Consider the following 23,548-nt stretch of genomic DNA (forward strand, 5'->3'; position numbering starts at 1 on the left):
AAATCTAATTCAACAAGGTAAGCCCAAGATGGAACGTAAAACCCTTGCCAATGCGATCCGTGCCCTCAGCATGGACGGTGTACAACAAGCTAACTCTGGTCACCCAGGTGCCCCAATGGGCATGGCAGACATCGCCGAAGTCCTGTGGCGTGTCCACATGAACCACAATCCACAAAACCCTGAGTGGGCAGACCGCGACCGCTTCGTGCTGTCAAACGGTCACGGCTCTATGCTGATTTACTCTCTGCTGCACCTGACCGGTTACGATCTGTCTATCGACGATCTGAAAAACTTCCGTCAACTGCACTCGAAAACCCCAGGCCACCCTGAGTATGGCTATGCGCCAGGTGTAGAAACGACGACTGGTCCTCTGGGTCAAGGCATCACCAACGCGGTGGGTATGGCCATTGCAGAAAGAGCACTGGCTGCTCAGTTCAACCGTGAAGGGCACGACATCGTTGACCACAATACTTACGTGTTCCTGGGTGACGGCTGTCTGATGGAAGGCATCTCTCACGAAGCGTGTTCACTGGCAGGCACCCTGGGTCTGGGCAAACTGGTCGCGTTCTGGGATGACAATGGCATCTCCATTGACGGTCACGTTGAAGGTTGGTTCACCGACGACACGCCTAAGCGTTTCGAGTCTTACGGCTGGCACGTTATCCCAGCAGTTGATGGTCACGATGCAGACGCCATCAACGCAGCCATTGAAGCGGCGAAAGCAGAAACCGGTCGTCCTACCCTGATTTGTACCAAAACCATCATCGGTTTCGGCTCACCAAACAAAGCTGGCTCTCACGACTGTCACGGCGCACCACTGGGCGCAGATGAAATCAAAGCTGCACGTGAGTTCCTGGGTTGGGAGCACCCTGCGTTTGAGATCCCTTCTGACGTATACGGTCAGTGGGACGCGAAAGAAGCAGGCGCTGCAAAAGAAGCAGCATGGAACGAGAAACTGGCTGCGTACGAAGCTGCACACCCAGAGCTGGCGGCAGAGTTCAAACGCCGCGTGAATGGCGAACTGCCAGCTGAGTGGGAAGAAAAAGCCAACCAAATCATTGCCGACCTACAAGCTAACCCAGCAAACATTGCGTCACGTAAAGCATCGCAAAACGCGCTGGAAGCGTTCGGTGCGATGCTGCCTGAATTCATGGGAGGCTCTGCCGACCTGGCGCCATCAAACCTGACCATGTGGTCTGGCTCAAAAGCGCTGACCGGTGAAGACGCGTCAGGCAACTATATCCACTACGGCGTGCGTGAGTTCGGTATGACTGCGATCATCAACGGTATCGCGCTGCACGGTGGTTTCGTACCTTATGGCGCTACCTTCCTGATGTTCATGGAGTACGCCCGTAACGCGATGCGCATGGCGGCACTGATGAAAGTGCAGAACATCCAGGTTTACACCCACGATTCAATCGGTCTGGGTGAAGACGGCCCTACACACCAGCCGGTTGAGCAAATCGCTTCCCTGCGCCTGACCCCAAACATGAGCACATGGCGTCCGTGTGATCAGGTGGAATCGGCAGTGGCGTGGAAACTGGCGATTGAGCGTAAAGATGGTCCAACGTCGCTCATCTTCTCGCGTCAGAATCTGGCGCAACAAGAGCGTTCTGCTGAGCAAGTGGCAAACATCGCGAAGGGTGGCTATGTCCTGAAAGATTGCATTGGCAAGCCTGACCTTATCCTTATTGCCACTGGTTCAGAAGTTGAGTTGGCTGTAGAAGCAGCTGGGCAACTGTCTGCAGAAGGCAAAGCGGTTCGCGTAGTGTCCATCCCATCAACTGACGTGTTCGATAAACAAGATGCTCCTTACCGTGAAGCGGTACTGCCATCAGACGTGACGGCACGTGTGGCAATCGAAGCGGGCATTGCGGACTTCTGGTACAAGTACGTGGGCTTTGACGGTCGCATCATTGGCATGCACACCTTCGGTGAATCTGCACCAGCAGGCGAGCTGTTCAAGATGTTCGGCTTCACCACAGAAAACGTGGTTGAGACAGCAAAAGAACTGCTGGCTTAAGTACTGAACTCATATAGAAAACCCGCCAATTGGCGTAATGCATGTGAATTAAGCTGAATGACGCTTTCTAGAAGGCCTAGTCGCATAGCGACTGGGCCTTTTCTTTACTGCTCTGGGATATGTCCTCTCCCGCCTCTCTGGAAGCACAAAGCTCTCTGCCATATCGAGGATATATCTGAGTACTTCTGGGTATCTGCCCGGCGCGACAGCCGGAAGCATCTGCAACTGACTCACCAAAAATATCGATGCCTGCTTAAAGCCTATTTGGTATGGCATCACCGTATTCAAGGAATACGCCATCTGGCACATCATAAAACGCAACAGGTTATAGGCGAGCAGCATTCCCCAAAGCTCCTGTTTCACTAACGCCGGCGTTTTACTTCTTAGCGTCAGGCTATTTTGAAGCATGTACTGTTTCATCTCTCGGTAGCCTAATTCGATTTCCCAGCGATGACTGTAGAGCTCTGCGATATCTGCACCTATATAACGCTTAGGGTCGGTCATGGAAGTCAGCAGTTTGACTTCTTTCCCTTTTATCTTGGTGGTAATGAGTCTGGCTTCCAGTGTATCCGGCGCATCTACCCACTTCTTTTTCGCTTGGGCAGTCAGGGAGAGTTCAACCAGCGCCTGACCGCGTCCCAGTTTTCTTAACGTCTTATATTGCGCCCCTTTACGCAGGGGAATTAGCCAGTGTCTTTCCTCTCCTTGGCTTTGCCAACGATGGAGAAGTCCCAATGCATAGAAGCCTTTGTCAAACAGGGTAAGGCTATTGTCTTGGGCTTTGTCGATAAGCTGAGCGGTGAGGTCAATCTCACTGACCGAGACGGAGTCAAAGGCGGCACTGTTGAGCAGATGGCTCGTCAATTCCATGTGGCAGACCATGCGAACTTGAGGATAGTCTGACGTCGTTGTTTTATTACCTGTTCGACTAAACGCCTTATCATTGTCAGTCGTATCAGGTGTTCGCCAAACCACACCATCGACGGCATGCAAAGTGAGTCCGTACCAATCGGGATGCGGGGTTTTCTCATGCCACAATTGCTGAGTTTGGTTGAACACTGCTTCTACGGGTTCATGTCCTAGTTTCTTACGGGCATGAATCACCGCGCTCGGCGCAACAAAAGGCTTCTTACCCGGAAGTAATATATCGAGCTGAGAGACCACCTTGCTCATCGATAGATGCCGATAAAGAGACATTCCCACCACGCTCCACACCATCAGTTCCATGGGGAGTCGACGCTTACGAATCGTGGCGACGCCCGTGTCTTCAAGACATTGATTAATCAGTGTGGGGCAAAGGAGATCTGATAGCCCATTGAGTTGGTCAGCAGAGAATTGGTGTATTCGGTCGAGCGCTTGCCTTAAGAACATAAAGAAATCCGAGTGCAGAGAAACACTCGGATTTTGACAGCCTATAAGGATCGTTCAACCGATCATTTATTGCTTAACTGATCGGCATTACGCCAATTGGCGGGTTTATTTATCATCTATTCCTTATTTTACTGCTCAATTTCTTAATAAATTATCTTTTATTTTCATAGCCATATATTGCTCTTGGCTCCACTGAACAAACAAAACTTTCCCACCCTACAAATTTTTGTGCCTCGTCTCTTTAGCAACGCCTCCTTAGACTGAATAAAAATCACGAACAAGGAGTGACAGCATGTCAACGGATACCAAAACAGCCAGTCAGGAATACATCGAATGGAATGTGGACCTTTCTGCTCCAATCTCAATCAAAGGTGGTTCACTACCTTTTTCAGACACCCCAATGGTCGGAGTAAAACGGATGATGTTTGAACGCCGCGGTGATGAAATCGCCCGTCGCGCAACGTCTTGTGTTCGCTATGCACCGGGAAGTTCGTTCAAGCCACACAGCCACCCAGGCGGTGAAGAGTACATTGTATTGGAAGGCACTTTCTCTGACCAAAATGGTGACTTTACTAAAGGCTGGTACGTGCGTAATCCGGTTGGCTCAACTCACGCTCCTTTTACAAAAGAAGGTTGTGAGATCTTCGTGAAGCTTTCTCAAGTGCCTTCATCCGAATCAGATTACTTCTATCTCAATACCAATGAAGCTGATTGGACATCAGTGTCCGAGTTCCATAAAACACTGCCACTCTGGAGTTCAGACCTCGAAGAAACATCCTTAAATCAGCTAAAAGCAGGTTATCAATCCGCTGAAGAAACATTCAGCAATGTCGTTGAGTACTTCGTTCTCTCTGGCAGTGCAACCATCAATGGTACTCAGTATGAGCACCACTCTTGGATGCGTTTCCCAGCGAACACGCCTATCACGATCGCTACCGATAGCGGAGCAGTGATTTACAGAAAAATCGGTGCAGGCGAAGTACGCGTTTAAACCGTCTGCTCAACATATTCATAAAAAACAACAGCCGGAAAAACCGGATAAGGAAAAGTCATGTCTTCGGAAAACAAAATCGCATTATATGAAACTACTGGTTTCCCTAACCCTGCTCGTATCCGCGCAGCATTGGCTGAAAAAGGCGCTTTGAATCAGGTCGAGTTTATCGAGGTTGATGTCATGAACCTTGAGCATCGAACCGAAGCGTTTTACGCCATAAACCCATTGGGAACTGTACCGGTACTGCGTACGCTGGAAGGCGAACATCTTTCTGAGTCTACCGCTATTACCGAATACATTGATGCTCTGTTTGATGGGCCATCCCTCACAGGTTCTACCCCACTTGATCGTGGCATGATTCATATGATGCAACGCCGAGCCGAATCCATGGTAATGGATGCTGTTGGTACCTACTTCCACCATGCTACAGCGGGACTGGGCCCTGCGCTCGAAACTTATCAGTGCGGTGAGTGGGGCAACCATCAGAAGCAACGTGCGCTGGCGGGTTTGTCTTACTTCAATCAACATCTGGCGGATCGTCTATACGTAGCTGCGGATACCTTCTCAATGGCTGATATCACACTGTTTTACGGTCTGGCATTCGCGGAATTTGCAGGCATAGAAATCCCTGCAGAGCTAACCAACCTGATCGGATGGCGACAAACCATGTCAGAGCGGGCTTGTTTTTCTGCAAGTTAATGGAGGTGCATCATGAAAGTACAACCATTCTTTCATGCTGAGACCGGCTCTCTGACGTATGTGGTCTCTGACAGTGGCCTAGCCCTGATCATTGACCCAGTTCTTGACTATGACAATGGCGATATATCTCACTCACATATCGACACTATACTTGAATACATCAAGAGAAAAGGCTTGGAACTGCGTTACGTGCTAGACACACATATTCATGCTGACCATCTTTCGGCATCGCAATATGTGAAGACGGTCACGGGAGCAAAAACCGTCATTAGCCACCGCATAAAGGAAGTTTTCGCTCAATGGAAAAGCAAGTTCGGCTTGGAAAACTTGGCAAACTTTGACTTTCTGGTCAATGGAAACTCAAAAATTCACTTTGGTTCCACAGTTATCGAAGTGATTGAAACGCCGGGTCACACGCCAGCTTGTGTCACCTACAAAATCGACGACAACGTGTTTGTCGGTGACACACTTTTCGCGCCGGACAAAGGGACATCAAGAGTGGATTTCCCGGGAGGTAGCGCAGAGGATTTGTACAACTCCATTCGAAAGCTTTATGAGCTGCCAAGTGGAACTAACGTTTACCTCTGCCATGATTATCCCCCCCTTGGATCATCACCTACTATGTGCGTGAAGATGGACTGGCAAAAACGCAGGAATATCATGCTCAATCAAAATACCTCCATGAGAGAGTATGTTTTTGTAAGAAGCAAAAGGGATGAGTCGCTAAAGGAACCAAAACTATTGAATGTTGCGGTACCGTTTAACCTGACGTTTAAGCTACCAGAGACGTAACCACAAAAAAGGACCGTTTAAACGGTCCTTTTTTTGTTCACGTATCACTCACAGTGGACATTAACCAGTCTCTGAAGGGTCTAAATTTTCGATCGCTATCGCCCTCTTCATTTTTCCATACCAGATAATAGCAAAAACGAGAACGAAACTGGTATGAGTCACGGTCAAAAGGGATAATCAACTCGCCTGACTCCAATTCATTTTCGATCAGCCTACTACGCCCTAGAGCAAGGCCATTTCCACGACGAACTAACTCCATCACACTTGAGAAGTCATTGATTTTGAGGCCGTGCAATTTCGCCGGTAGTGGCGCTCCAACATTGTCTGACCACTCCTGCCAAGAAGGGTATCCACTGTTTGCAGGCACTGAATAATCATGTAAAAGTGGGATCCCTTCCAGTCCCTCTGGTGGTGACCGTTCCAGTCCATACTTTTTGGCAAATTCTGGTGAGCATACCGGAAAGATATCTTCAAACATTAAGTGCTGGGCGCATAATCCCTCCCATTGTCCTAAGCCGTATCTAACACCGATATCAATTCCCCTCTCTGAGTAGTCAACCAGAGCCACATCAGTTTCCACCTGAATGTCGCAATCTTCATTGTCTAACTGAAACGCATTGATGCGGGCGAGCAACCATTTCGAGGCAATGGAAGGACTCGCCGAAATCGTGATGGTGTTTTGTTCTGGCTCGTCAAAGAGATTACTTAGACCACGTGTAATCAAATCAAACCCGCGGTGAATATCAGGAAACGCACGTACTGCTTCTTCTGTCAGTGTCAGCCTTGTTGAACCCGACGTTGCACGGTTAAACAATCTAATATCAAGCCAGTCTTCAAGTTGCCTGACTTGCTGGCCAACTGCCGCAGGTGTCACATTCAATTCCTGTGCAGCACCCGCAAAGCTTTGATGTCTCGCGGCAGCTTCAAACGCTCTTATACCATTAAGATATGCAATTCTATTGACTTTTCCTTTAAAAAACCTCTTTTTCGATGTATCCATCATCTAAACCTCAATTGTTCCCACAGCATTCCGCTTCTCAATAATTTAACACAAAAACGCACTCCATCCCTCTACATCAAGAGTCTCAACCAGGAAATACTATTTTTTCGAACACAATATACATACAGTTTAGTAACAAATGACTTGCTTTTTAAAAGCATCACTGCAAATCACTTATCCACAACTCAAATCAAAGATGAAGAAAAAGCACTGGTACTATCTTTTTTCCACAAGGATATATTTATTCACACTTTTCAATGTTTCATTCACGAAAAAAGTTTCGGTCACAATACGCTTACCACTGTGACAAACATGCTTAGCACTCAAAACAAATCATAATATCGCCAATTCTTAGAAGTGAAGAATATAAGACTAAAATTTTAATATATTGAGCATTTTCTCTCGACATCTTGATATGAGCTAAATGCAGACTATAAAGCCATTTTAACGAAACACAATCTTATATTTTTCACACTTAATTAATCAAAGTAGACAAAAATACACATACAAGCTTTAACTAAAGTAGCTTATTCGACCACTACTTTTGTTTTTCTGCATACAAGAAAATCACTTTAATGCTTTTAAATCAGCGACCTAAATATATTCTATTTGTAGTGGGTAATATTGATAACACTCTTTGCGATACAAAAGTACAAATCTATTCATTTAAACAAAACTAGTCCTTTTATAGTCCTAATTTAAAATTCAATTCATCATCACCAAAGTGCCGTCTCACACCAGATACATCATTGTTTCACTCTCAACCCCTTCACTTGTCATCAAATTTTGTTTATCTGCTGCATAAAGTAAGCCTTAACACCGACAGTTTTTTGAAACATAAATTATACAAGCACACCCATCACCATCGGACATCGAAATGACAAAGATCATCAAAAGGTCTGGGGAAAACAACACAATGATTTTACCCAAACGACCTGGAGATGGCCTCTTCAGCGAGATTGACTGGTATTGTGATCGCGGCGTTCCTGTGCAGAAGTTCACCTCCATCAAAAAGGAACAACAAAGAGCACAGCGTCAGTCGACTCGCCCAGATAGGCCCTCATGTACCCACTTCTTCGTTAAATCCCACGGAAATAGAGAGACTATTCCTCATAAAATTTGCTTATAATTTGATACATTTATGACCTCTGAATACAAGAATTTTTAGATTGTTTGGGGATAGAACAGATGAAGTGCATGTCGCGCATGGTGGCAACCAAATCTAAGAGGTAACGGTACAGCGGTTTAGGCAAAGATACTCTCTAACAACGCACTGAAGAGCTTTTTTGTATATGGTGTAAGTTCTGATAGGTTTTAGTTCGTCAGACTCAGCGGTTCTTATTAAAAACTAGGCTATTTCCAATGTCTGGATTTCTCTCGATCAAGGTAGCCTAAAAGCAGTTCAATCAATGATGACTATTCATCGAATTGAACGCATTGATAACCTCTTAATTTCACTTACCTAACCACATACCTCGAATTCAAAAAGTCACCACAAAACAAAACCCATACTATTTCAATACTAAAAACTAGCACTTTAACCATTCTCATATTTATTTAACTATATAGATCACACTCAGAGTTTACATTCCTCACTTGAGAAATAACCATACTATTAATAATGGTTAACCTCAGAAGGTAACTTTATACCAGAGAAATAGCCCTACTATTTATATTGTCTAACACCATAAGATAATCTTATACCAGATATAACATATGTTTAACAAGCAAACATTGAGAAAGTCAGAATTATCTAATTTTAGGGATCAATACATTAGTGATACCTTATTCAATAAATACTAATGAATTTATTTTTTAATTAGAAGTACCACTTTTGGGTGAGAGTCTATTTCGGCATAGTTTTTCTTTATCATGGGGAAAATTTTATTAATTACACTGAAAAACCAATGAACAGGTGAGCGTTGAAACATAACGTCACATCCGGTTTATATAGAGACCGAACTTTCAATAGCAATTCGTGGAGTAGGCTAAAAAGAAAGAGCCAAAAAGAGAGATAATAATTAGAACGCCAAATATTCATTATCACTGTTAGTGGAACTATATATTTTTAATCTTTTTAAACATGTAGATTGTAAATGGAGTGAACAAACAATGTACTCACCATCTTTTAAAAGACTTAAATCAGGGAAGATTTTCGTAGGAGCTTTACTCGCCTGCTTTTCAACTCTCTCTTATTCCGGCAGCCACAGTATTACTTGGGACGATATTGGTGATCCTCTTTGGGCTCAAAATCCACATCTAATTGGTGTAGGCGACCTTAGCCCTCGGAAACGTATCTGGGTAGCATCTGATATTGCTTCAAGATCTGACAAAAGTGCCTCGCTAAGTCAACGCATTTCAACTCAAGACGGCACTTGGCTTAATGGTAATCGTCACCGCGCCTTTGATCTCTACCTAGAAAGCGATATTACCCCAACCGATTCCAACGCAAAGGGTGATTTGATACAAGCGCTTATGGGAAACGAAAGTACTGACGGTAAAAATTACTGTAAAGCATTTCTTGATGTTCCAGGCGGTCTAGATGGAGTATGGAATGGCGGTTGGGCAGGACACTCAGCTGCCATTTCTATTGGTGGAGGTTCTTCCCCTTCAACGTCAATTAGCTTAACCTTGGCTACAGAGTGTGATCCTGTTCATAATGGCTATGGGTTCAACGTTGCATTGGGTGCCTCTCTATCAAATCCCTTCTTCGATGCAATTGAATTAATGCAATACGCACTTCCCATCAAATTCACTTTTAATGCTGGCGTAGGTGCTAATGTTAAATCCTCAATGGGTGGCGGTTATACGGGTTGGTTTAACTCCGTTCCTCATCCTATTTATATCAACAACACATGGCGTACTCCGGAATATGTTTACAACACCGTCTCATTAAACGGATGGCAAAATTTTTCGGTTGGTGTGGCAGTCGGTATGGGAGTAACAGCTAACTTAACGGGAACAGTAAACACTATTTCAGCAACAACACCATTACGGATTGAAGGTGGCCTAACCAGAGATAACAATCCTAAAAACTGGAAGTTTTACGTTCATGCCAATGGGAAAGCATCTGCTAAAGCATTTGGTGGCAACATAACAGGTGCAATTAAGGCGGGTTTCCCACCTTGGACTATCACATTATACGCCGCGACTTTAATGAGCTGGAGTGGGTATAAACTCGGAGAAATAGTTTTCTTAGATGATTTCATCAAAGGAAAAATTGTCATAGATAAGAATGACCCGCGTATTTCAAGCCTAGGTAGTGTTCGAAGCGTAATATAAGGTCTGATATACGATAAGGTGCCGTTTATTCGGCGCCTTTCTTGAGGTATAAACATGAAAAAAAAAGTTATTCTCCCAGTTATCGTTCTATTCCTTATCGCCGTAAACTTCACCTACTTAAGTCTGGAAGGCGAGAAAAACGAGGAACTAATAGACATATCTGAAACTTCAGACGTTAAAATGAATGATAACTTTGTATCATCATCTAATGAAAACCAGAGAAGTACGCTGCAGCCTGAACTTCCTAAAACAAATTCACTTCCAAAGTTTGTTGGATATATCGTTAATTTAAAAAATACAGCAAAGCTCGATTTTGGTAAGGAAAGTGACTCACCACCTACTGAGGCAATACTCTCTTTTGAGGTTATTTTCGAAAACCAAGACATTGGAAAGCAAAAAAGACGGGGGATATTAAGGAATTTTAAGGTCACCACTCCCGACAAGGGAGCCCTACCAACTGACGAAAATGAAATAGGGTTTCTATACGCGTACAAAGCTCCACAACTTTACACATCCATAGATATGCTTGGGCTTTCAAGAGAACATCCCTTAGGTTCTGCGGCCTTTTACATATCAAACCTCTCTTACAGCACAAGCGATGAGCCAGTAACCATCAAAGAGGCATCACGTTCAGTTGTTTATCAATATCAAATTGAAGGCGCGTCAAACACAGTCAAACGACGATTATTAGATATCCTGTACACCGATCAGTTCGAATTGGGTTCAATTGTAGACGACATCAAAGACTCATGGTCAGGTCAAATAGGTGACGATAGCTTTCTAACTGAAGCTAACGTGAATTTGTCCATGCGGGGGGACGTTTCTCTAGACATGTCGCATAATTCATCTTCTATCGCGGAAAACAATAAAATAAAGATCGACATGACTATCGTAGGCAGCTACCAAAGATTCGACCCTGGACATGTCGAATTTAAAAATGAGCTGTTTACATTTAATGCTAACGCACGATTCAATTCAGATTTAGAATCCTATGCCGCCAAAGACGATATTTCTAACGATGAGCAATACTACGAGGCGCTCAATGGGTTATCAAACTCACTTTCCTATACAGAGTCTGTCCGTGTAGGTCAGTACCTTCTTAACTTCAAAACATTGTCAGAAATAAAGTCAATGTTAAGTGATGAAGCACTTTCTCCATTGGAACGACAAGCCATATTAATGGCAATACAAGATGCTAACCAACCCGAGTCTGAGCAATACCTTGGGAATATCATCAACGATCCAGATGTTCCATACAGATACAGAGCTGCGGGTATGGTTAACCTAGCACATCTCGAGGGAGCGACAGATATCGCGATGGAAGCATTCAAAGAAGTCATCAAACGAAATGATTCTCCAATGCTTAGCGAGACTGCTATGTTCAACATTGGTAATCTCGCTAATAAGCAAACGACTTTGCGTCAAAGTGGTATTGATATGGTTTCGGCGGTATTACAAAGCAATACCTCGTCGAATAGAGAGCGGCTTATAGCACTCAAATCCGCCGCCAATATTGATGATGATGTTTTCACGCCCACATTCATTAAGTCGATGAATTCAGATCATCCTTTCGAGCGCAATGCCGCCGTAGAGGGTGCGCTTTATCGTCCTGATGGAAGAGCTGATGCTGTTGAGCATCTCCTGAACGAGGAAAAAACGGTCGTTCTGACAACAGCATCTCGTTTTTTCAGTACCAATGAAATGACGTTTATTGAGCAAGGCCAGTTTTACAACCGTCTGGTCAAAGAAGAATCAGACAATAAGCAGTCAGCATTGGCAACTATTCTGCTTGCAAATGAAAAGCAGAGGCCTCAAATGATATCAAAATTAGAGGAGCTTTCTCTAAATACAAATAAACCAGGTCTTACCAAAATTTTAGACATCTACCAGCAACAGACTTTAAGCGAATCAACGTTTCCTAATGTTGGAGGATAGACAAGCTTTCACAATATAGTCTGATAGACACATAAACTCAGTTATCCCCCAAACAACCAAAAGCGATGGATTTCATCACCGAAAGAGGATTGGGGGATATTCTAAAAGCCGTTCGTATTTCTCCTCACCAATAAAATGCCTATTTTCTCACTCACACAAGAAATACTACGCCACTGACTTACCAATACTGCCTCGCTCAACGCCAGCATTACGTTAGCATTTAATACATTAAAGCTGTATTGATGGAGAACGCAATGACAACATCAAAAGGAAAACCGATAGCAGTGATCGCTGGTTATGGTGACGGGCTGGGTGAAGCGATTAAACACACTTTCGAAAACGATGGTTTCCAAGTTGTCACCATCAGTCGTTCAGAAGGCATGATCATCGCAGATACAACAGATGCAAATGAAATCAACCGTGCATTTGCACAGATCGATGCACTCTATGGCACCCCGGAAGTTGTGATTTGCAATACTGCCATGTTGACTATCGAGCGCTTCTTCTCAACAACGGCGACGCGTTTTGAGGAAACTTGGCGAACCTCGGTGATGAGCCTTTTCAACATCGCTCAGGCGGCTATTCCGATGATGATTAAACAAGGTGGTGGGACGCTATTGGTCACGGGAGCAACAGCTGGAATCCGCGGAAGTAAGAACTTCAGCGCATTTTCATCTGCAAAATTTGCACTGCGAGGGCTGACCCAATCCCTCGCCAGAGAATTCCAAGCACAACGCATTCATGTTTCACATGTTGTTATTGATGGTATTTTGTGGTCTCCCAAAAGTCGTGAGCGCTTCCCTGCTCTTAGACGCGAGACCGCTATCGAGCCTAACGATGCGGCAGGTGTCTATCTTAACCTGGCCAAGCAACCTGCTAGCGCTTGGACGCAGGAAATAGATATTCGCCCTTATAGCGAAACATTTTAATCAGGGAGGCAGATCATGAATAGACATCCCCAAACTGTGATTATCGGTGGCGGATTAAGCGGACTTTACGCGGCCTACTTACTCGAGCAGCAGCATCAGGACTACTTAGTGCTGGAAGCACGGGATCGTTTTGGTGGGCGTATTGTTTCAGCCTCACCAGATACACAAGCTGCCAGAGTTGATCTAGGCCCATCGTGGTTTTGGCCTAACATCAATCCCAAAATTTCTGCGTTAGCTAAAGAGCTGGAGATTTCGAGCTATAAGCAACACGGCGATGGGCATTATCTCGTCGAAAAAGCCCGCGGCGCGCCGCCGCAAGCGATCAATGTCGGCTATGACATTATGCCGGATACATACCGCCTCGAAGGCGGCATGCAAGCGATGATTGATGGCCTATTAGAAAAAATCCCTAGTGACAAACGCATCACTGGTAGCAAACTAAGTCAGATCTCGCTAGACAATGGCGATTACACCCTGCGTTATGAGCAAGGGGGTGAGGCCAAGACAATACAGGCGCAAAATATCATTTTTGCGATGCCACTGAGACTGATTACACGCACGGTGAGCATTAACCCACCATTGAGCCCAGCCCTGAGCAATACTTTTGATGGCACGGAGACTTGGATGGCTGCGCATGCCAAAGCAGTGTTTATTTATGATAAACCTTTTTGGCGCGATAACGGCTTTTCAGGGTCGGCATCTAGCAACGTAGGGCCACTGGTGGAAATTCACGACGCCTCACCAGAAATGAATGGTGAAGCCACCTATGGTGCCATCATGGGATTTATGGGTATTAACGGAGCAGCAAGAAAAACGGCGGGCGACGAAACGTTGAAAAAACTCGTTCAACAGCAACTCGTCAGGTTGTTTGGACCTGAAGCTGAAAAACCGATTTCGGTTCAGTACGTCGATTGGTTTCAAGAGCCTTATACAGCAACGAATGATGACATGGCAGTGATGCATGGATTGTATGGCTTTACCCAACAAGATGAGAATCACCCAAACATTTTCTTTGCTGGGACAGAGGCCTCCCGCGCGTATGGCGGGTATCTGGAAGGCGCGCTAGACGCTGCCAACAAGGCGGTTGAAGCACTAATGACAAAATCCCTCCAGTTTTCCTGAAGGGATTCCATTAGATTCCGCTGCTAAAAATGCCGATAGGGTCGCAACCATAGCGGTTGCTTCCTTTGGTGCCACGTAACAAAGTAAACACTAGAAACACCAGTGGCCCTACAACGGGTACAACGATGACTAACCACCACCAGCCTGACTTATTGATGTCGTGAAGGCGTCTAACCGTCACAGTAATCAATGGGATCAAGGTAATAGCAAACCAGAGTGGAGCAGCGTAAAAGTCGGTTATCTGGAACTCATGCACTCCAACCTCAGCAACATCAATCCCAACGCAGAGAGCCAATACTATATTTTGAATGAGGAAAAATCCCCAAAACTCCCGTCGTCTAGCCCTGCCTGAAAACTTCGCGTAATTCCAAAACGCGGCAAACAGCCATTTCATTCGAGTATATCCTTACTTCTTATAGGCTTATTCGAATTTTTGTTGTACAGCCATGACTATACCTAAACAACCTGAAACTCAGAGATATTGAGGCCAACTGCAGGTGGCTTGGGTATTGCTTTTTAAACGCTGGTTTAACCTATCAAAACCTTTTCCTTGGTAGATGAACTCACTACACAAAAATATTGTTCCAGACCTTATTTACGTAAAGATTGTCACTTTTGAGGCGTATTTCTCAGGCCTAAAAAGTCACAAATTTTACTGAGACCATGCTGACCGAGGCTAATGCCAAGGCCGCCATACACGCATAACCGTACTTCTAAATACCCATCACCATCGCAACTTTTCCCTATCAGGATCCTCAATAACATGCCTTTTAGCGATATCCAGTTGAATAAGTAGAAGCTCAAATGTATATTGCGAACGATTTTGATAACCATTTTCATTTATGAAAAGGAGAAGTAAATGAAAACTTTCATCCAGATAGCACTGCTTTCATTAGCCACCACCTCCGCCGTGGCTGCAGACTCAGTTGTTATAGAACATCGCATGGGAAAAACCGAGGTTCGCGGTGTACCTGAGCGTGTTGTCGTGATTGGTCTCGGGTCTCTAGACGCAGTGAATGCGCTGGGTATCGACCCTGTCGCCGTTTCAAAGACATTGCCACAGGTTCCTACATATCTGGAAAAGTTCAAAGACGATAAGTATGCCAACGTCGGTAGCCTGTTCGAGCCAAACTTCGAAGAAATCTACAACCAGAACCCAGACATCATCATTGTCGGCCCACGCAGTTCACCAAGCTTCGACGAGCTATCAAAAATTGCGCCCACCGTTGTATTTGCCGCAGATACTTCGAGAGGCTATTGGGACGCGACTCAAGAGCAATGGCGAAACTTGGGTAAAGTGTTTGGCAAAGAAGAGTTGGTTGAACAAAAAATCGCAGCCATGGACAAAGAATTCAAAGCCATCAGTGATTACAACCAAACCAACGGCGTAGATGCGCTGACTATCATGAGCGCAGGCGGGAAACTGTCTTCTTTCGGCGCAGACTCCCGCTTCTCTGCAATTTATACGGACTTTGGTTTTAATGAGTCTGTGAAAGGCATCAAAGCCTCCAACCACGGCGATATGATTTCGTTTGAGTTCATCCGTAAATCTGATCCAAAGACCCTGTTGGTGATTGATCGCGATACCCTGATAAATCCTGCAGAAAGCGAAACCCGCGAACAGTTTGATAACGATCTCATCAAAGCAACCCAAGCTTACAAGAACAACAAGATGACCTATCTCGATTTGAATGCTTGGTACCTGTCTATGTCTGGCATCACTGCGACCGAACAAATGATTTCAGACATCAAAAACAGCGTTGATCTATAAGCGACAGCCCTAAGAAACTGAGGTATACCTTGTTAAAGTTGTTGTTTCTTTTGGGCTTGCTGAGTCTGGCATCCCTATTTGTCGGTGTCAGCGAGTTGTCTCCTGCCCTTTTGTTGGCAGGAGACAGCCAAGCGCTCGAACTTCTCTTCACCAGTCGCCTTCCCCGTCTGCTGTCCATCGTGCTCGCCGGTGCAGGCTTGAGCATTGCAGGGTTGGTGATGCAGCAGATCAGCCAAAACCGGTTTGCTGCGCCTTCCACTACAGGCACCATTGAATGTGCCATGCTCGGCTATATGCTGAGCCTTGTGTTTTTCGGCAACGGTAATCAACTCTGGCTGATCTTTTCTATATCCATTTTCGGCACCCTGCTGTTTGTTACCCTAATCCAACGCATCCAATTCCGGAATGCTGTATTTGTACCGCTGATTGGCATTATCTACGGCAGTATTATCAGCTCCTGCGCCACGTTCCTCGCGTACAAATATGATGCCTTGCAAATGCTAAGCAGCTGGACAGTCGCCAACTTTGCCAGCATTTTGAAAGGTGATTACGAGCTTCTCTATATCGCCCTGCCGATTGCAGCCTTCACCTATGCCTACGCCGCCCGGATTTCTGCTGTCGGCATGGGACGTGATTTTGCGGTGGGTCTTGGACTGAGTTACAGACAGGTGTTAGTGATTGGCGTAATGCTGGTTTCGATTCTTTCGGCGAGTGTCGTGATGATTGTGGGTGCCCTACCCTTTATCGGTTTGCTTGTGCCTAACCTTGTCAGCATTTTCTATGGCGACAACCTTCGCAAGAACATTTCCCGCGTGGCGATTGTCGGAGCGCTTTTGGTGCTTGCCTGCGACATTGTCAGTCGCTTAATCATCTTCCCGTACGAAATACCGGTTTCAATGCTGGTGAGTATTTTGGGTGGATTGGCCTTTATTTATCTCATCACCAAAGGGCCAAAAAATGTCTGATACAAAGAAAATGTGGGCAATGGCTATGACAGCCCTTTTCTTTGCCGCCCTGTTTATCTGCATTGGACTCACGGCCACGAACTATGGGTATTTCCTGTCTCGTCGTGTCCCGAAAGTGCTCGCAATGGTGCTGGCCGGCATTGCGGTTGCCCAGTCGTCGTTGGTATTCCAGACCATCACCCATAACCGCATTCTCACACCAAGCATCATGGGGTTTGATTCCCTGTATGTGCTGACACAGACACTGCTGGTTGCTGTGTTTGGTGGCTTCAGCTTTTTCCTGATCAACACCTACATTAACTTCGCGATTGCCGTGACCGTGATGGTGGGGTTCTCGTTGCTGTTGTTTGGCTTCTACTTTGGCAAGGAAGGCCGCAACCTGATTGTGTTGCTCTTGATTGGCCTGATCCTCGGGCAGGTATTTTCAAGCACCGCCTCGTTTTTCACCATGCTGATGGACCCGAACGAGTTTCTGGTGGTGCAAAGCAAGATGTTTGCAAGCTTTAACAACATCAAGATTGAGTTGGTGTATTTGTGCTTGCCACTTTTGCTGATAGCCAGCTTCCTGCTCTACCGCATGCACAGGACATTAGATGTATTCTGGCTGGATAAGGACAACGCCATCAGTCTGGGTGTTGATGTGCAGAAAACCACACGTAAAGCGCTGATTCTCTCCGCTGTCCTCATCGCCATGTCGACCGCATTGATTGGTCCTGTTATGTTCTTTGGCCTTTTGGTCACGAACCTGACCCGAGAACTGTTCCGCTCCTATGAGCACCGCGTTTTACTGGTGGGATGTTCGTTGATGTCCATTTGCACCTTGTTGGTCGGCCAATGGGTGGTAGAAAACCTGTTTAAGTTTGATACCACGCTAAGTGTTGTCGTGAATTTCGCTGGAGGACTCTACTTCCTCTGGATGCTGCTGAAGAACCGAGTTGTTTAACATGATCACCTTAAAAAACCTGACCAAAGCTTTTGGTAAACAACGCGTCGTAGATGAAGCCTGCGGCGAATTTGAGAAGGGTAAAGTGACCGCCATCATAGGTCCAAATGGCGCGGGAAAAAGCACCCTGCTTTCTATGGCAAGCCGCCTCGTTACGCCAGATGGTGGCCATGTAGTGATAGATGGCAAAGCCATCGCCGAATGGGATACAGGTGAACTGGCAAAGCGTCTTGCCGTGCTTCGTCAGGCGAACTCAATCACTATGCGCTTTACCGTGCGCGAACTAGTCTCGTTCGGTCGCTTTCCCTACTCAAAGGGAAACCTGACCAGCGAAGACAATAAAGTCATCGATAAAGCCATTGATTATCTGGATTTGAAGTCATTGGAAAACCGTTATCTTGATGAGCTAAGCGGAGGTCAAAGGCAGTTGGCGTTTATTGCCATGGTCATCGCGCAAGACACAGACTATGTGTTCCTTGACGAACCTTTAAATAACCTGGATATCCGCCACTCTTTAAGCATTATGCGTACTACCCAGCGTTTGGCGCACGAAATGGGAAAGGCTTTAGTCATTGTGATTCATGATATCAATTTCGCAGCCTGTTACGCTGACCACATCATCGCCATGAAGCAAGGAAAAATTGCTACTAACGCGACAGTGAATGAAGTCATTCAGGAATCCGTGCTCGAAAATATCTACGACACGCCTTTCACCATTGTCGAGGCCAACGGCAAGCGGATGTGTTTGTACTATTGATATTCCCAAGCAACTTGAAGATGCGGGATTCGGCGAGCTTGACTGGCGTTGTGATCGAGACGTTCCTTTGTAGGTGTAGTCATCTCCATCAAAAAGGAACAACATAGTGCACGGCGTCAGTCAACTCGCTCGGAGGGGGCCCTCAATGCGCCAATTTCTTCGTTAAATTCCACGGAAATAGAGCAAGATTCAACCATCTGCTAATCGAAAAAATGAAGGAGGAGCTTCTGTCAACTCTGTCACTTTGCAGTTCGCTACAAAGGTACTGAGCAAATCCTGATAACGCTGAAGGATTGGCTGAGCACCTTCCAATGCCATACTGAGGTTTCCTGCTTGTGCCAAAGAAACACCCCCGCTGATCGGCGCGTCCACCAAAACCAAATCCGGTGGCGCCTGCTCTCGAAGTGAGTCCCACCGCATATTCTGGAAGGGACTCAGCTCAAACCAGATATCCAATCCTTCAGCATTACGGAGAATCCCATTTTCTCCCATCCCTAAAGCGATCACGTCTTCTGGTCCCGGAAGCAGGCTAAACAGAATGGTACATCGCTCAGCAATTGCAGCAGCACTAACTCCTTCCCGCGCACCCAAGACTTTTAGTCGTTCCATCGCCTCCCTCTTAGTTGCATCAAACACATACAAGCGGCAGCCGTGTGTTTGACACCAGGTCAAAACTCGCCGGGCAATGGGCTCCCCCAATTTGCCCAACCCGATAAAGCCAATGTCCATGAATGGCTCCTTCATATCGGTGATTGGTAATCAATAGCAGAAACCAGAATAGACTGGGTGATTTGCGGCATCACGTACATGAGCTGTGCCGTTTGCGACATGATATAAATGTTGCGAGAGAGCTGAGAAGAGAGAGAAAAGCAAAACGCCTACTAAATGCAGGCGTTTTAAACGGGATTAACCGCTAAAAGTACCTGTCTTTGTCGTGTCAGTGCGCTCGTCCGATTGCTCGTCCGATTTCGGGTCAGGGCCGAAGCGATTACTGCCTTTAGTGCCGTCAAATGCGTTGAGCACCAATAAGGCAATCACACCAAATGGTAAAATGCCGATCAACGCCCACCAACCGACACGATCTGTGTCATGCAGTCGGCGAACAGTTACTGCCAATGTCGGGATGAATACGGCAGCCGCATAAACCATTCCCACAGTACCAAGACCTAAATCAGGATTAAATGTGCCCATTGTCTGATCCACAAGTGCCAGAGCAAAAGTAAACAGCATATTGAACGCCAAAAACATCCAGTATTCCTTGCGGCGCGCGCGGCCTTTAAAGTTCGCGTACTGTTTTAAAACGCCGATATACCAATTCATGGTTCTCTCCGAATAACATGTGAGCTGGAACAAAATTCCGCTGGCAAAAGTCAGTATTTATATACCCAAATAACCTGAAAATGCAGGATTCAGGACGTTTTGATATATTTTATCAAAAATCACAACCTATTGAACAATCAGGCACAGTGAGTGAAGACACATTGCTGACCTTGCGTTATTGCATAATGGTTAACAAACTGACTAACTGAAAAGCTTAGATGCATTTTTCTCCGCAAGAACATGGCAAAACATTATCGACGTTCTTCAATAGCCTGGTTCCCCATCTTGCTCTCTGTTATCGCCACCATGAGTTGGGCGGGCAACATTACGCTGGCAAAATTAGTCAATGAATCCATTCCACCAATAGGTCTTGCCTTCTGGCGCTGGACTGTCGCCTCGCTGATTCTGGCTCCTTTTGTACTGCGTCCAATGCGGGAACAATGGCCATTGCTTAAATCTAACATTCAGTTGGTGCTGCTCTTGGCGCTTTTTGGTGTAGCTGGTTATAACACGCTGGTATATATCGCGCTGGAAAACACGCTGTCCACGAATGTGGTGATCCTCCAATCCTCATCACCTTTGTGGATCCTTCTGGTGCAGTTTCTATTGTTTGGCCAGCTCACCACGTTAAAACAAGCCTTTGCCATTTCTGTATCAGCTATTGGCGTGCTGCTCATTATCACTAAAGGTCAGTTAATAAGCGACTTTGCAATTGGAAGCAGCGAACTTATCGCCCTATTCGCCATTCTGGTTTGGGCGACCTATTCCGTATTGGTTCAGAAGCTTCCTGAAGCACTCAAGGGCTTACCTATGTTAGGTTACACTGTCTTTCTGGGTAACCTGATACTACTTCCTTTTTATGTTGGTGAATCGCTGTGGTTTGAAACCATGCCTGCCACCAAAGAAAGCCTCGCTATTTCGCTATATACCGGCATTTTTGCATCTGGCATTGCCTTCTTTTGTTGGAATGCAGCGCTAGAAAGAATGGGCGCAGCAACCACAGGGCAGTTTATGCATTTGATCCCGGTTTTCGGACTGATTTTTTCTATGCTACTGCTTGGAGAACGCTTGGAGAGTTATCACTGGCTAGGAATAGGTTTTATCGTCTGCGGGCTTTTGATTGCGAATATCTCTGCAAAGCGAAAGCCAGTGGCGCCGAACAATACTACATAACCAAGCCCCCTCTTTTCTAACATGAGACTCCTATTACGCCAGTTTGCACAGCATTCCAGTTTGGTTATAGTTGCGCCTCATGTTAAACAAGGAGCAACAAAACCCATGTTGGTTATATCCCAGAGCGTATCAATCCCGGACGACGAGATTGATATTTCATACATCAGAGCCCAAGGCGCCGGTGGACAAAACGTGAACAAGGTATCTTCTGCCGTTCATTTACGGTTTGATATCCACGGCTCTTCGCTTCCTGAGTTCTACAAAGAACGTCTGTTGGCACTGAAAGACAACCGCCTAACCAAAGAAGGCGTTATCGTGATCAAAGCACAACAATTCAGAACACAAGAAAAGAATCGTGAAGACGCACTACAGCGCCTTCAAGAGCTGGTTAAAAGCGTGGCTGTTGTACAGAAAGCGCGCCGTGTCACTAAGCCAACTAAATCTTCGCAAAGAAAGCGCATGGATAGTAAAACCCAACGCGGTAAGACCAAATCACTTCGCGGTAAAGTGCAATTCTGATCCTTTCGGTTGATCCTAGCTCATTGGCCTAATGTCACATTACTCAGCCCTTTCAGAACGCTGCCCTTGTTTGATCTGGCGTCTTGTTGTGCAATCAAAGCACAACAAAAAAGGAGGATCACACAGTGGCCAATGTAGACTTTAATGAATACCCGCTCTCACAAACGCAGGCGATTGTTTGGAACGACATGGATGCCCTGCAACACATCAATAACACCGTTTATTTTCGCTACTTTGAAGATGTTCGCGTCGTCATGCTTGAAGAGCTAAAGGTATTCGACTTCGTCAAAAGCCACAATATCGGCCCTGTCGTCGCGTCAACGCGCTGCGACTTCCGCGCACCGCTGGTTTACCCAGACACTATCACCACGGTTTCATGGGTCGAAAACATTCAGGAAAAACGCTACACCATGAAGTACGAAATCCACAGCCATAGTCAACAGCGCTGCGTAGCTGAAGGAGAGGCCCTCGTCGTATACTGCGATTTCAGCACGGGTAAAAGCTGCCCTATTCCAGCTGACGCTCTGGAAGGCCTGCAAGCGTTTGTGGGGGGGCAATGACCGCAGACTCTCTCACTATTACTACTCTTCGCTCTGGCTATGAAAGCCAGAGCAGGACAGCGCTGGATGCTTCACTCGCGCGCGGGGAGCATCTGGTGATTCACGGGCCTTCGGGTTGTGGTAAAAGTAGCCTATTAAAAGTCATATGTGGATTACTGCCTCCTTCAAAGGGAAGCATTGAGTGGGAAACAGGGAAAGTCACCGTTGAATCACTTCTCTGGTGGCGCAACCAGATTAACTACCTGCCACAAGAAGCGGTGATGGGCGGTGAAACTATTGAAGAAGTACTCATGCTGCCTTGGTCGATGCAAGCAACCAGCCTCGCCAAGCCTGAAACGGTAACATGCCAGAACGTACTCCAAGCTCTCTCTCTCGAACACTCGCTCAATACCGAGATAACTTCACTCTCCGGTGGCGAGAAACAACGCCTCGCATTTGCTCGCGCCCTTCTTCTAGATAGGCCAATTTGGTTGATGGATGAACCCACGTCAGCGCTTGACGGCAACAGCAGAGATTGTTTGATATCGCTTTTGAACACCAAGGACATCATTACGGTGTCAGTCTCCCACGATCCGATTTGGATTGCAGCGGCAGATATCGAGTTTGATATGGGGGCATCATTATGAGTGAGGCACTTGAAATCAGTCCTTGGGCGCTCTCTGGCCTTTACTGTGTTTTTATCATCCCGCTGCTGCTCTTCCAACGCTGGCAGTTGGGACTCAGCAAAAGCCTGATTACCTCTGTGATCAGAATGACCTTGCAACTCGCGTTGGTGGGTCTTTATCTTCAAACTCTGTTTAATTTCGCCAGTTTTTGGCTTAACACAGCATGGCTACTGGTGATGATACTGGTCGCAAGCTGGACTATCTGCAAACAGGCTGACACACCCTGGCGAAAGATGCTCCCCGCCGTTTTATGCGGACAACTTGTTTCACTGGGCTTGGTTCTGCCGCTTCTGATGGTGGGTGTGATTCAAACATCACCTTGGTGGCAGGCACAGTATCTGATCCCCGTAGCAGGTATGTTGCTCGGCAATATGCTATCTGCCAATGTATTAGCCATTGAACGCTTACACTCAAGCATGAAGCGACGACATGCAGAGTATCAATACTATGTTGCCCTTGGAGCGAAATCACCGTGTCAGCCTTTCCTGAGAGAGGCATTCTCTGCAGCACTAAGGCCACCGCTCGCAGCAATGAGTACACTTGGCATTGTAAGCCTACCGGGGATGATGACGGGACAAATTCTGGGTGGTACGGAGCCATTGCTGGCAGTGAAGTATCAACTGGTGATCATGGTAGCTATTTTCATCACAGTGACACTGTCCGTCGCCACCACGCTAAAACTGAGCAGCCTCCGGCTGGCTGATAACTATGGAAGGCTAAGCTAAAAA

22 protein-coding genes are annotated in these 23,548 nt (G+C 46.1%); 17 read left to right on the plus strand and 5 right to left on the minus strand.

Annotated elements, in window-relative coordinates:
• Positions 1-28 precede the first annotated feature (28 nt).
• Entirely contained in the window at positions 29-2,023 is a 1,995-nt protein-coding gene (tkt, locus tag VP504_RS18560) for a transketolase (RefSeq protein ID WP_325894910.1), read from the plus strand.
• A gap of 48 nt (positions 2,024-2,071) precedes the next feature.
• Here tkt and VP504_RS18565 read toward each other — a convergent pair whose 3' ends face one another.
• The gene (locus VP504_RS18565; protein WP_325894911.1) at positions 2,072-3,394 is read right to left on the minus strand and encodes an IS4 family transposase; all 1,323 of its coding nucleotides are present in this window, start codon (positions 3,392-3,394) and stop codon (positions 2,072-2,074) included.
• 292 nt (positions 3,395-3,686) lie between these two features.
• On the opposite strand from VP504_RS18565, the gene VP504_RS18570 reads away from it, so the two are divergent.
• Genes VP504_RS18570 through VP504_RS18580 form a run of 3 tightly spaced genes read left to right on the plus strand, consistent with a single transcriptional unit; the run spans position 3,687 to position 5,879 of the window.
• On the plus strand, positions 3,687-4,385 hold the full coding sequence (locus VP504_RS18570) for a cupin domain-containing protein (RefSeq protein WP_325894912.1): 699 nt from the start codon (positions 3,687-3,689) through the stop codon (positions 4,383-4,385).
• Positions 4,386-4,445: 60 nt separating this feature from the next.
• A complete protein-coding gene (locus VP504_RS18575; protein WP_325894913.1) occupies positions 4,446-5,087 on the plus strand; it encodes a glutathione S-transferase family protein in 642 nt (213 codons plus the stop codon).
• A 12-nt stretch (positions 5,088-5,099) separates the two neighbouring features.
• Entirely contained in the window at positions 5,100-5,879 is a 780-nt protein-coding gene (locus tag VP504_RS18580; protein WP_325894914.1) for an MBL fold metallo-hydrolase, read from the plus strand.
• A gap of 37 nt (positions 5,880-5,916) precedes the next feature.
• On the opposite strand, the gene VP504_RS18585 is transcribed toward VP504_RS18580, so the two are convergent.
• Positions 5,917-6,882 carry a LysR substrate-binding domain-containing protein gene (locus VP504_RS18585; protein WP_325894915.1) on the minus strand — a complete coding sequence of 322 codons (966 nt, stop codon included), beginning with the start codon at positions 6,880-6,882 and terminating at the stop codon, positions 5,917-5,919.
• Positions 6,883-8,991: 2,109 nt separating this feature from the next.
• Here VP504_RS18585 and VP504_RS18590 point away from each other — a divergent pair.
• From VP504_RS18590 to VP504_RS18605, 4 genes are all read left to right on the plus strand, one after another.
• Positions 8,992-10,161 (plus strand): hypothetical protein, encoded by a 1,170-nt coding sequence (locus VP504_RS18590; protein ID WP_325894916.1) that lies wholly within the window; start codon positions 8,992-8,994, stop codon positions 10,159-10,161.
• 54 nt (positions 10,162-10,215) lie between these two features.
• A complete protein-coding gene (locus VP504_RS18595; protein ID WP_325894917.1) occupies positions 10,216-12,096 on the plus strand; it encodes a hypothetical protein in 1,881 nt (626 codons plus the stop codon).
• Positions 12,097-12,350: 254 nt separating this feature from the next.
• Positions 12,351-13,025: an SDR family NAD(P)-dependent oxidoreductase gene (locus VP504_RS18600; protein WP_325894918.1), complete on the plus strand. Its 675-nt coding sequence runs from the start codon at positions 12,351-12,353 to the stop codon at positions 13,023-13,025.
• Positions 13,026-13,040: 15 nt separating this feature from the next.
• Positions 13,041-14,147: a flavin monoamine oxidase family protein gene (locus tag VP504_RS18605; protein WP_325894919.1), complete on the plus strand. Its 1,107-nt coding sequence runs from the start codon at positions 13,041-13,043 to the stop codon at positions 14,145-14,147.
• Between the two features lie 10 nt (positions 14,148-14,157).
• Here the strand turns inward: VP504_RS18605 and VP504_RS18610 are convergent, their stop codons facing one another.
• Positions 14,158-14,541 (minus strand): DUF805 domain-containing protein, encoded by a 384-nt coding sequence (locus VP504_RS18610; RefSeq protein WP_062707695.1) that lies wholly within the window; start codon positions 14,539-14,541, stop codon positions 14,158-14,160.
• Positions 14,542-15,006: 465 nt separating this feature from the next.
• On the opposite strand from VP504_RS18610, the gene VP504_RS18615 reads away from it, so the two are divergent.
• From VP504_RS18615 to vctC, 4 genes are read left to right on the plus strand one after another with little or no spacing between them, the layout of a single operon-like run.
• A complete protein-coding gene (locus VP504_RS18615; protein ID WP_062707692.1) occupies positions 15,007-15,918 on the plus strand; it encodes a siderophore ABC transporter substrate-binding protein in 912 nt (303 codons plus the stop codon).
• 29 nt (positions 15,919-15,947) lie between these two features.
• Positions 15,948-16,883: an ABC transporter permease gene (locus tag VP504_RS18620; RefSeq protein WP_325894920.1), complete on the plus strand. Its 936-nt coding sequence runs from the start codon at positions 15,948-15,950 to the stop codon at positions 16,881-16,883.
• Positions 16,876-17,826 carry an iron chelate uptake ABC transporter family permease subunit gene (locus tag VP504_RS18625; protein WP_325894921.1) on the plus strand — a complete coding sequence of 317 codons (951 nt, stop codon included), beginning with the start codon at positions 16,876-16,878 and terminating at the stop codon, positions 17,824-17,826. Before VP504_RS18620 ends, VP504_RS18625 begins: the two co-directional genes overlap by 8 nt.
• Before the next feature lies 1 nt (position 17,827).
• Positions 17,828-18,583: an iron chelate ABC transporter ATP-binding protein VctC gene (gene vctC / locus VP504_RS18630; RefSeq protein WP_325894922.1), complete on the plus strand. Its 756-nt coding sequence runs from the start codon at positions 17,828-17,830 to the stop codon at positions 18,581-18,583.
• A 189-nt stretch (positions 18,584-18,772) separates the two neighbouring features.
• Here vctC and VP504_RS18635 read toward each other — a convergent pair whose 3' ends face one another.
• Complete coding sequence (locus tag VP504_RS18635) at positions 18,773-19,312, minus strand: NAD(P)-binding domain-containing protein (RefSeq protein WP_325894923.1); 540 nt, start codon at positions 19,310-19,312, stop codon at positions 18,773-18,775.
• 177 nt (positions 19,313-19,489) lie between these two features.
• Positions 19,490-19,903, minus strand: a complete 414-nt coding sequence (locus VP504_RS18640; RefSeq protein WP_325894924.1) for a DUF805 domain-containing protein — start codon at positions 19,901-19,903, stop codon at positions 19,490-19,492.
• 240 nt (positions 19,904-20,143) lie between these two features.
• Between VP504_RS18640 and VP504_RS18645 the strand changes: the two genes are divergently transcribed.
• The 5 genes from VP504_RS18645 to VP504_RS18665 all read left to right on the plus strand — a co-directional run bounded on the left by VP504_RS18645 (position 20,144) and on the right by VP504_RS18665 (position 23,545).
• Entirely contained in the window at positions 20,144-21,076 is a 933-nt protein-coding gene (locus tag VP504_RS18645) for a DMT family transporter (RefSeq protein ID WP_325894925.1), read from the plus strand.
• 105 nt (positions 21,077-21,181) lie between these two features.
• The gene (gene arfB / locus VP504_RS18650; RefSeq protein ID WP_325894926.1) at positions 21,182-21,595 is read left to right on the plus strand and encodes an alternative ribosome rescue aminoacyl-tRNA hydrolase ArfB; all 414 of its coding nucleotides are present in this window, start codon (positions 21,182-21,184) and stop codon (positions 21,593-21,595) included.
• A 125-nt stretch (positions 21,596-21,720) separates the two neighbouring features.
• Positions 21,721-22,155: an acyl-CoA thioesterase gene (locus VP504_RS18655; protein ID WP_325894927.1), complete on the plus strand. Its 435-nt coding sequence runs from the start codon at positions 21,721-21,723 to the stop codon at positions 22,153-22,155.
• Positions 22,152-22,781 (plus strand): ABC transporter ATP-binding protein, encoded by a 630-nt coding sequence (locus VP504_RS18660; protein ID WP_325894928.1) that lies wholly within the window; start codon positions 22,152-22,154, stop codon positions 22,779-22,781. The genes VP504_RS18655 and VP504_RS18660 overlap by 4 nt, the downstream gene beginning before the upstream one ends.
• Complete coding sequence (locus VP504_RS18665) at positions 22,778-23,545, plus strand: ABC transporter permease (RefSeq protein WP_325894929.1); 768 nt, start codon at positions 22,778-22,780, stop codon at positions 23,543-23,545. Before VP504_RS18660 ends, VP504_RS18665 begins: the two co-directional genes overlap by 4 nt.
• The last annotated feature ends 3 nt before the right edge of the window (positions 23,546-23,548 follow it).

This window comes from Grimontia sp. NTOU-MAR1, from assembly GCF_035758505.1.
Taxonomy (GTDB): domain Bacteria; phylum Pseudomonadota; class Gammaproteobacteria; order Enterobacterales; family Vibrionaceae; genus Enterovibrio; species Enterovibrio marinus.

What these genes read in the sequence shown, in the direction of transcription:
- tkt (WP_325894910.1), top strand. Translation starts at nt 29, where the DNA reads ATGGAACGTAAAACCCTTGCCAATGCGATCCGTGCCCTCAGCATGGAC.
- VP504_RS18565 (WP_325894911.1), bottom strand. Translation starts at nt 3,394, where the DNA reads ATGTTCTTAAGGCAAGCGCTCGACCGAATACACCAATTCTCTGCTGAC.
- VP504_RS18570 (WP_325894912.1), top strand. Translation starts at nt 3,687, where the DNA reads ATGTCAACGGATACCAAAACAGCCAGTCAGGAATACATCGAATGGAAT.
- VP504_RS18575 (WP_325894913.1), top strand. Translation starts at nt 4,446, where the DNA reads ATGTCTTCGGAAAACAAAATCGCATTATATGAAACTACTGGTTTCCCT.
- VP504_RS18580 (WP_325894914.1), top strand. Translation starts at nt 5,100, where the DNA reads ATGAAAGTACAACCATTCTTTCATGCTGAGACCGGCTCTCTGACGTAT.
- VP504_RS18585 (WP_325894915.1), bottom strand. Translation starts at nt 6,882, where the DNA reads ATGATGGATACATCGAAAAAGAGGTTTTTTAAAGGAAAAGTCAATAGA.
- VP504_RS18590 (WP_325894916.1), top strand. Translation starts at nt 8,992, where the DNA reads ATGTACTCACCATCTTTTAAAAGACTTAAATCAGGGAAGATTTTCGTA.
- VP504_RS18595 (WP_325894917.1), top strand. Translation starts at nt 10,216, where the DNA reads ATGAAAAAAAAAGTTATTCTCCCAGTTATCGTTCTATTCCTTATCGCC.
- VP504_RS18600 (WP_325894918.1), top strand. Translation starts at nt 12,351, where the DNA reads ATGACAACATCAAAAGGAAAACCGATAGCAGTGATCGCTGGTTATGGT.
- VP504_RS18605 (WP_325894919.1), top strand. Translation starts at nt 13,041, where the DNA reads ATGAATAGACATCCCCAAACTGTGATTATCGGTGGCGGATTAAGCGGA.
- VP504_RS18610 (WP_062707695.1), bottom strand. Translation starts at nt 14,541, where the DNA reads ATGAAATGGCTGTTTGCCGCGTTTTGGAATTACGCGAAGTTTTCAGGC.
- VP504_RS18615 (WP_062707692.1), top strand. Translation starts at nt 15,007, where the DNA reads ATGAAAACTTTCATCCAGATAGCACTGCTTTCATTAGCCACCACCTCC.
- VP504_RS18625 (WP_325894921.1), top strand. Translation starts at nt 16,876, where the DNA reads ATGTCTGATACAAAGAAAATGTGGGCAATGGCTATGACAGCCCTTTTC.
- vctC (WP_325894922.1), top strand. Translation starts at nt 17,828, where the DNA reads ATGATCACCTTAAAAAACCTGACCAAAGCTTTTGGTAAACAACGCGTC.
- VP504_RS18635 (WP_325894923.1), bottom strand. Translation starts at nt 19,312, where the DNA reads ATGGACATTGGCTTTATCGGGTTGGGCAAATTGGGGGAGCCCATTGCC.
- VP504_RS18640 (WP_325894924.1), bottom strand. Translation starts at nt 19,903, where the DNA reads ATGAATTGGTATATCGGCGTTTTAAAACAGTACGCGAACTTTAAAGGC.
- VP504_RS18645 (WP_325894925.1), top strand. Translation starts at nt 20,144, where the DNA reads ATGGCAAAACATTATCGACGTTCTTCAATAGCCTGGTTCCCCATCTTG.
- arfB (WP_325894926.1), top strand. Translation starts at nt 21,182, where the DNA reads ATGTTGGTTATATCCCAGAGCGTATCAATCCCGGACGACGAGATTGAT.
- VP504_RS18660 (WP_325894928.1), top strand. Translation starts at nt 22,152, where the DNA reads ATGACCGCAGACTCTCTCACTATTACTACTCTTCGCTCTGGCTATGAA.
- VP504_RS18665 (WP_325894929.1), top strand. Translation starts at nt 22,778, where the DNA reads ATGAGTGAGGCACTTGAAATCAGTCCTTGGGCGCTCTCTGGCCTTTAC.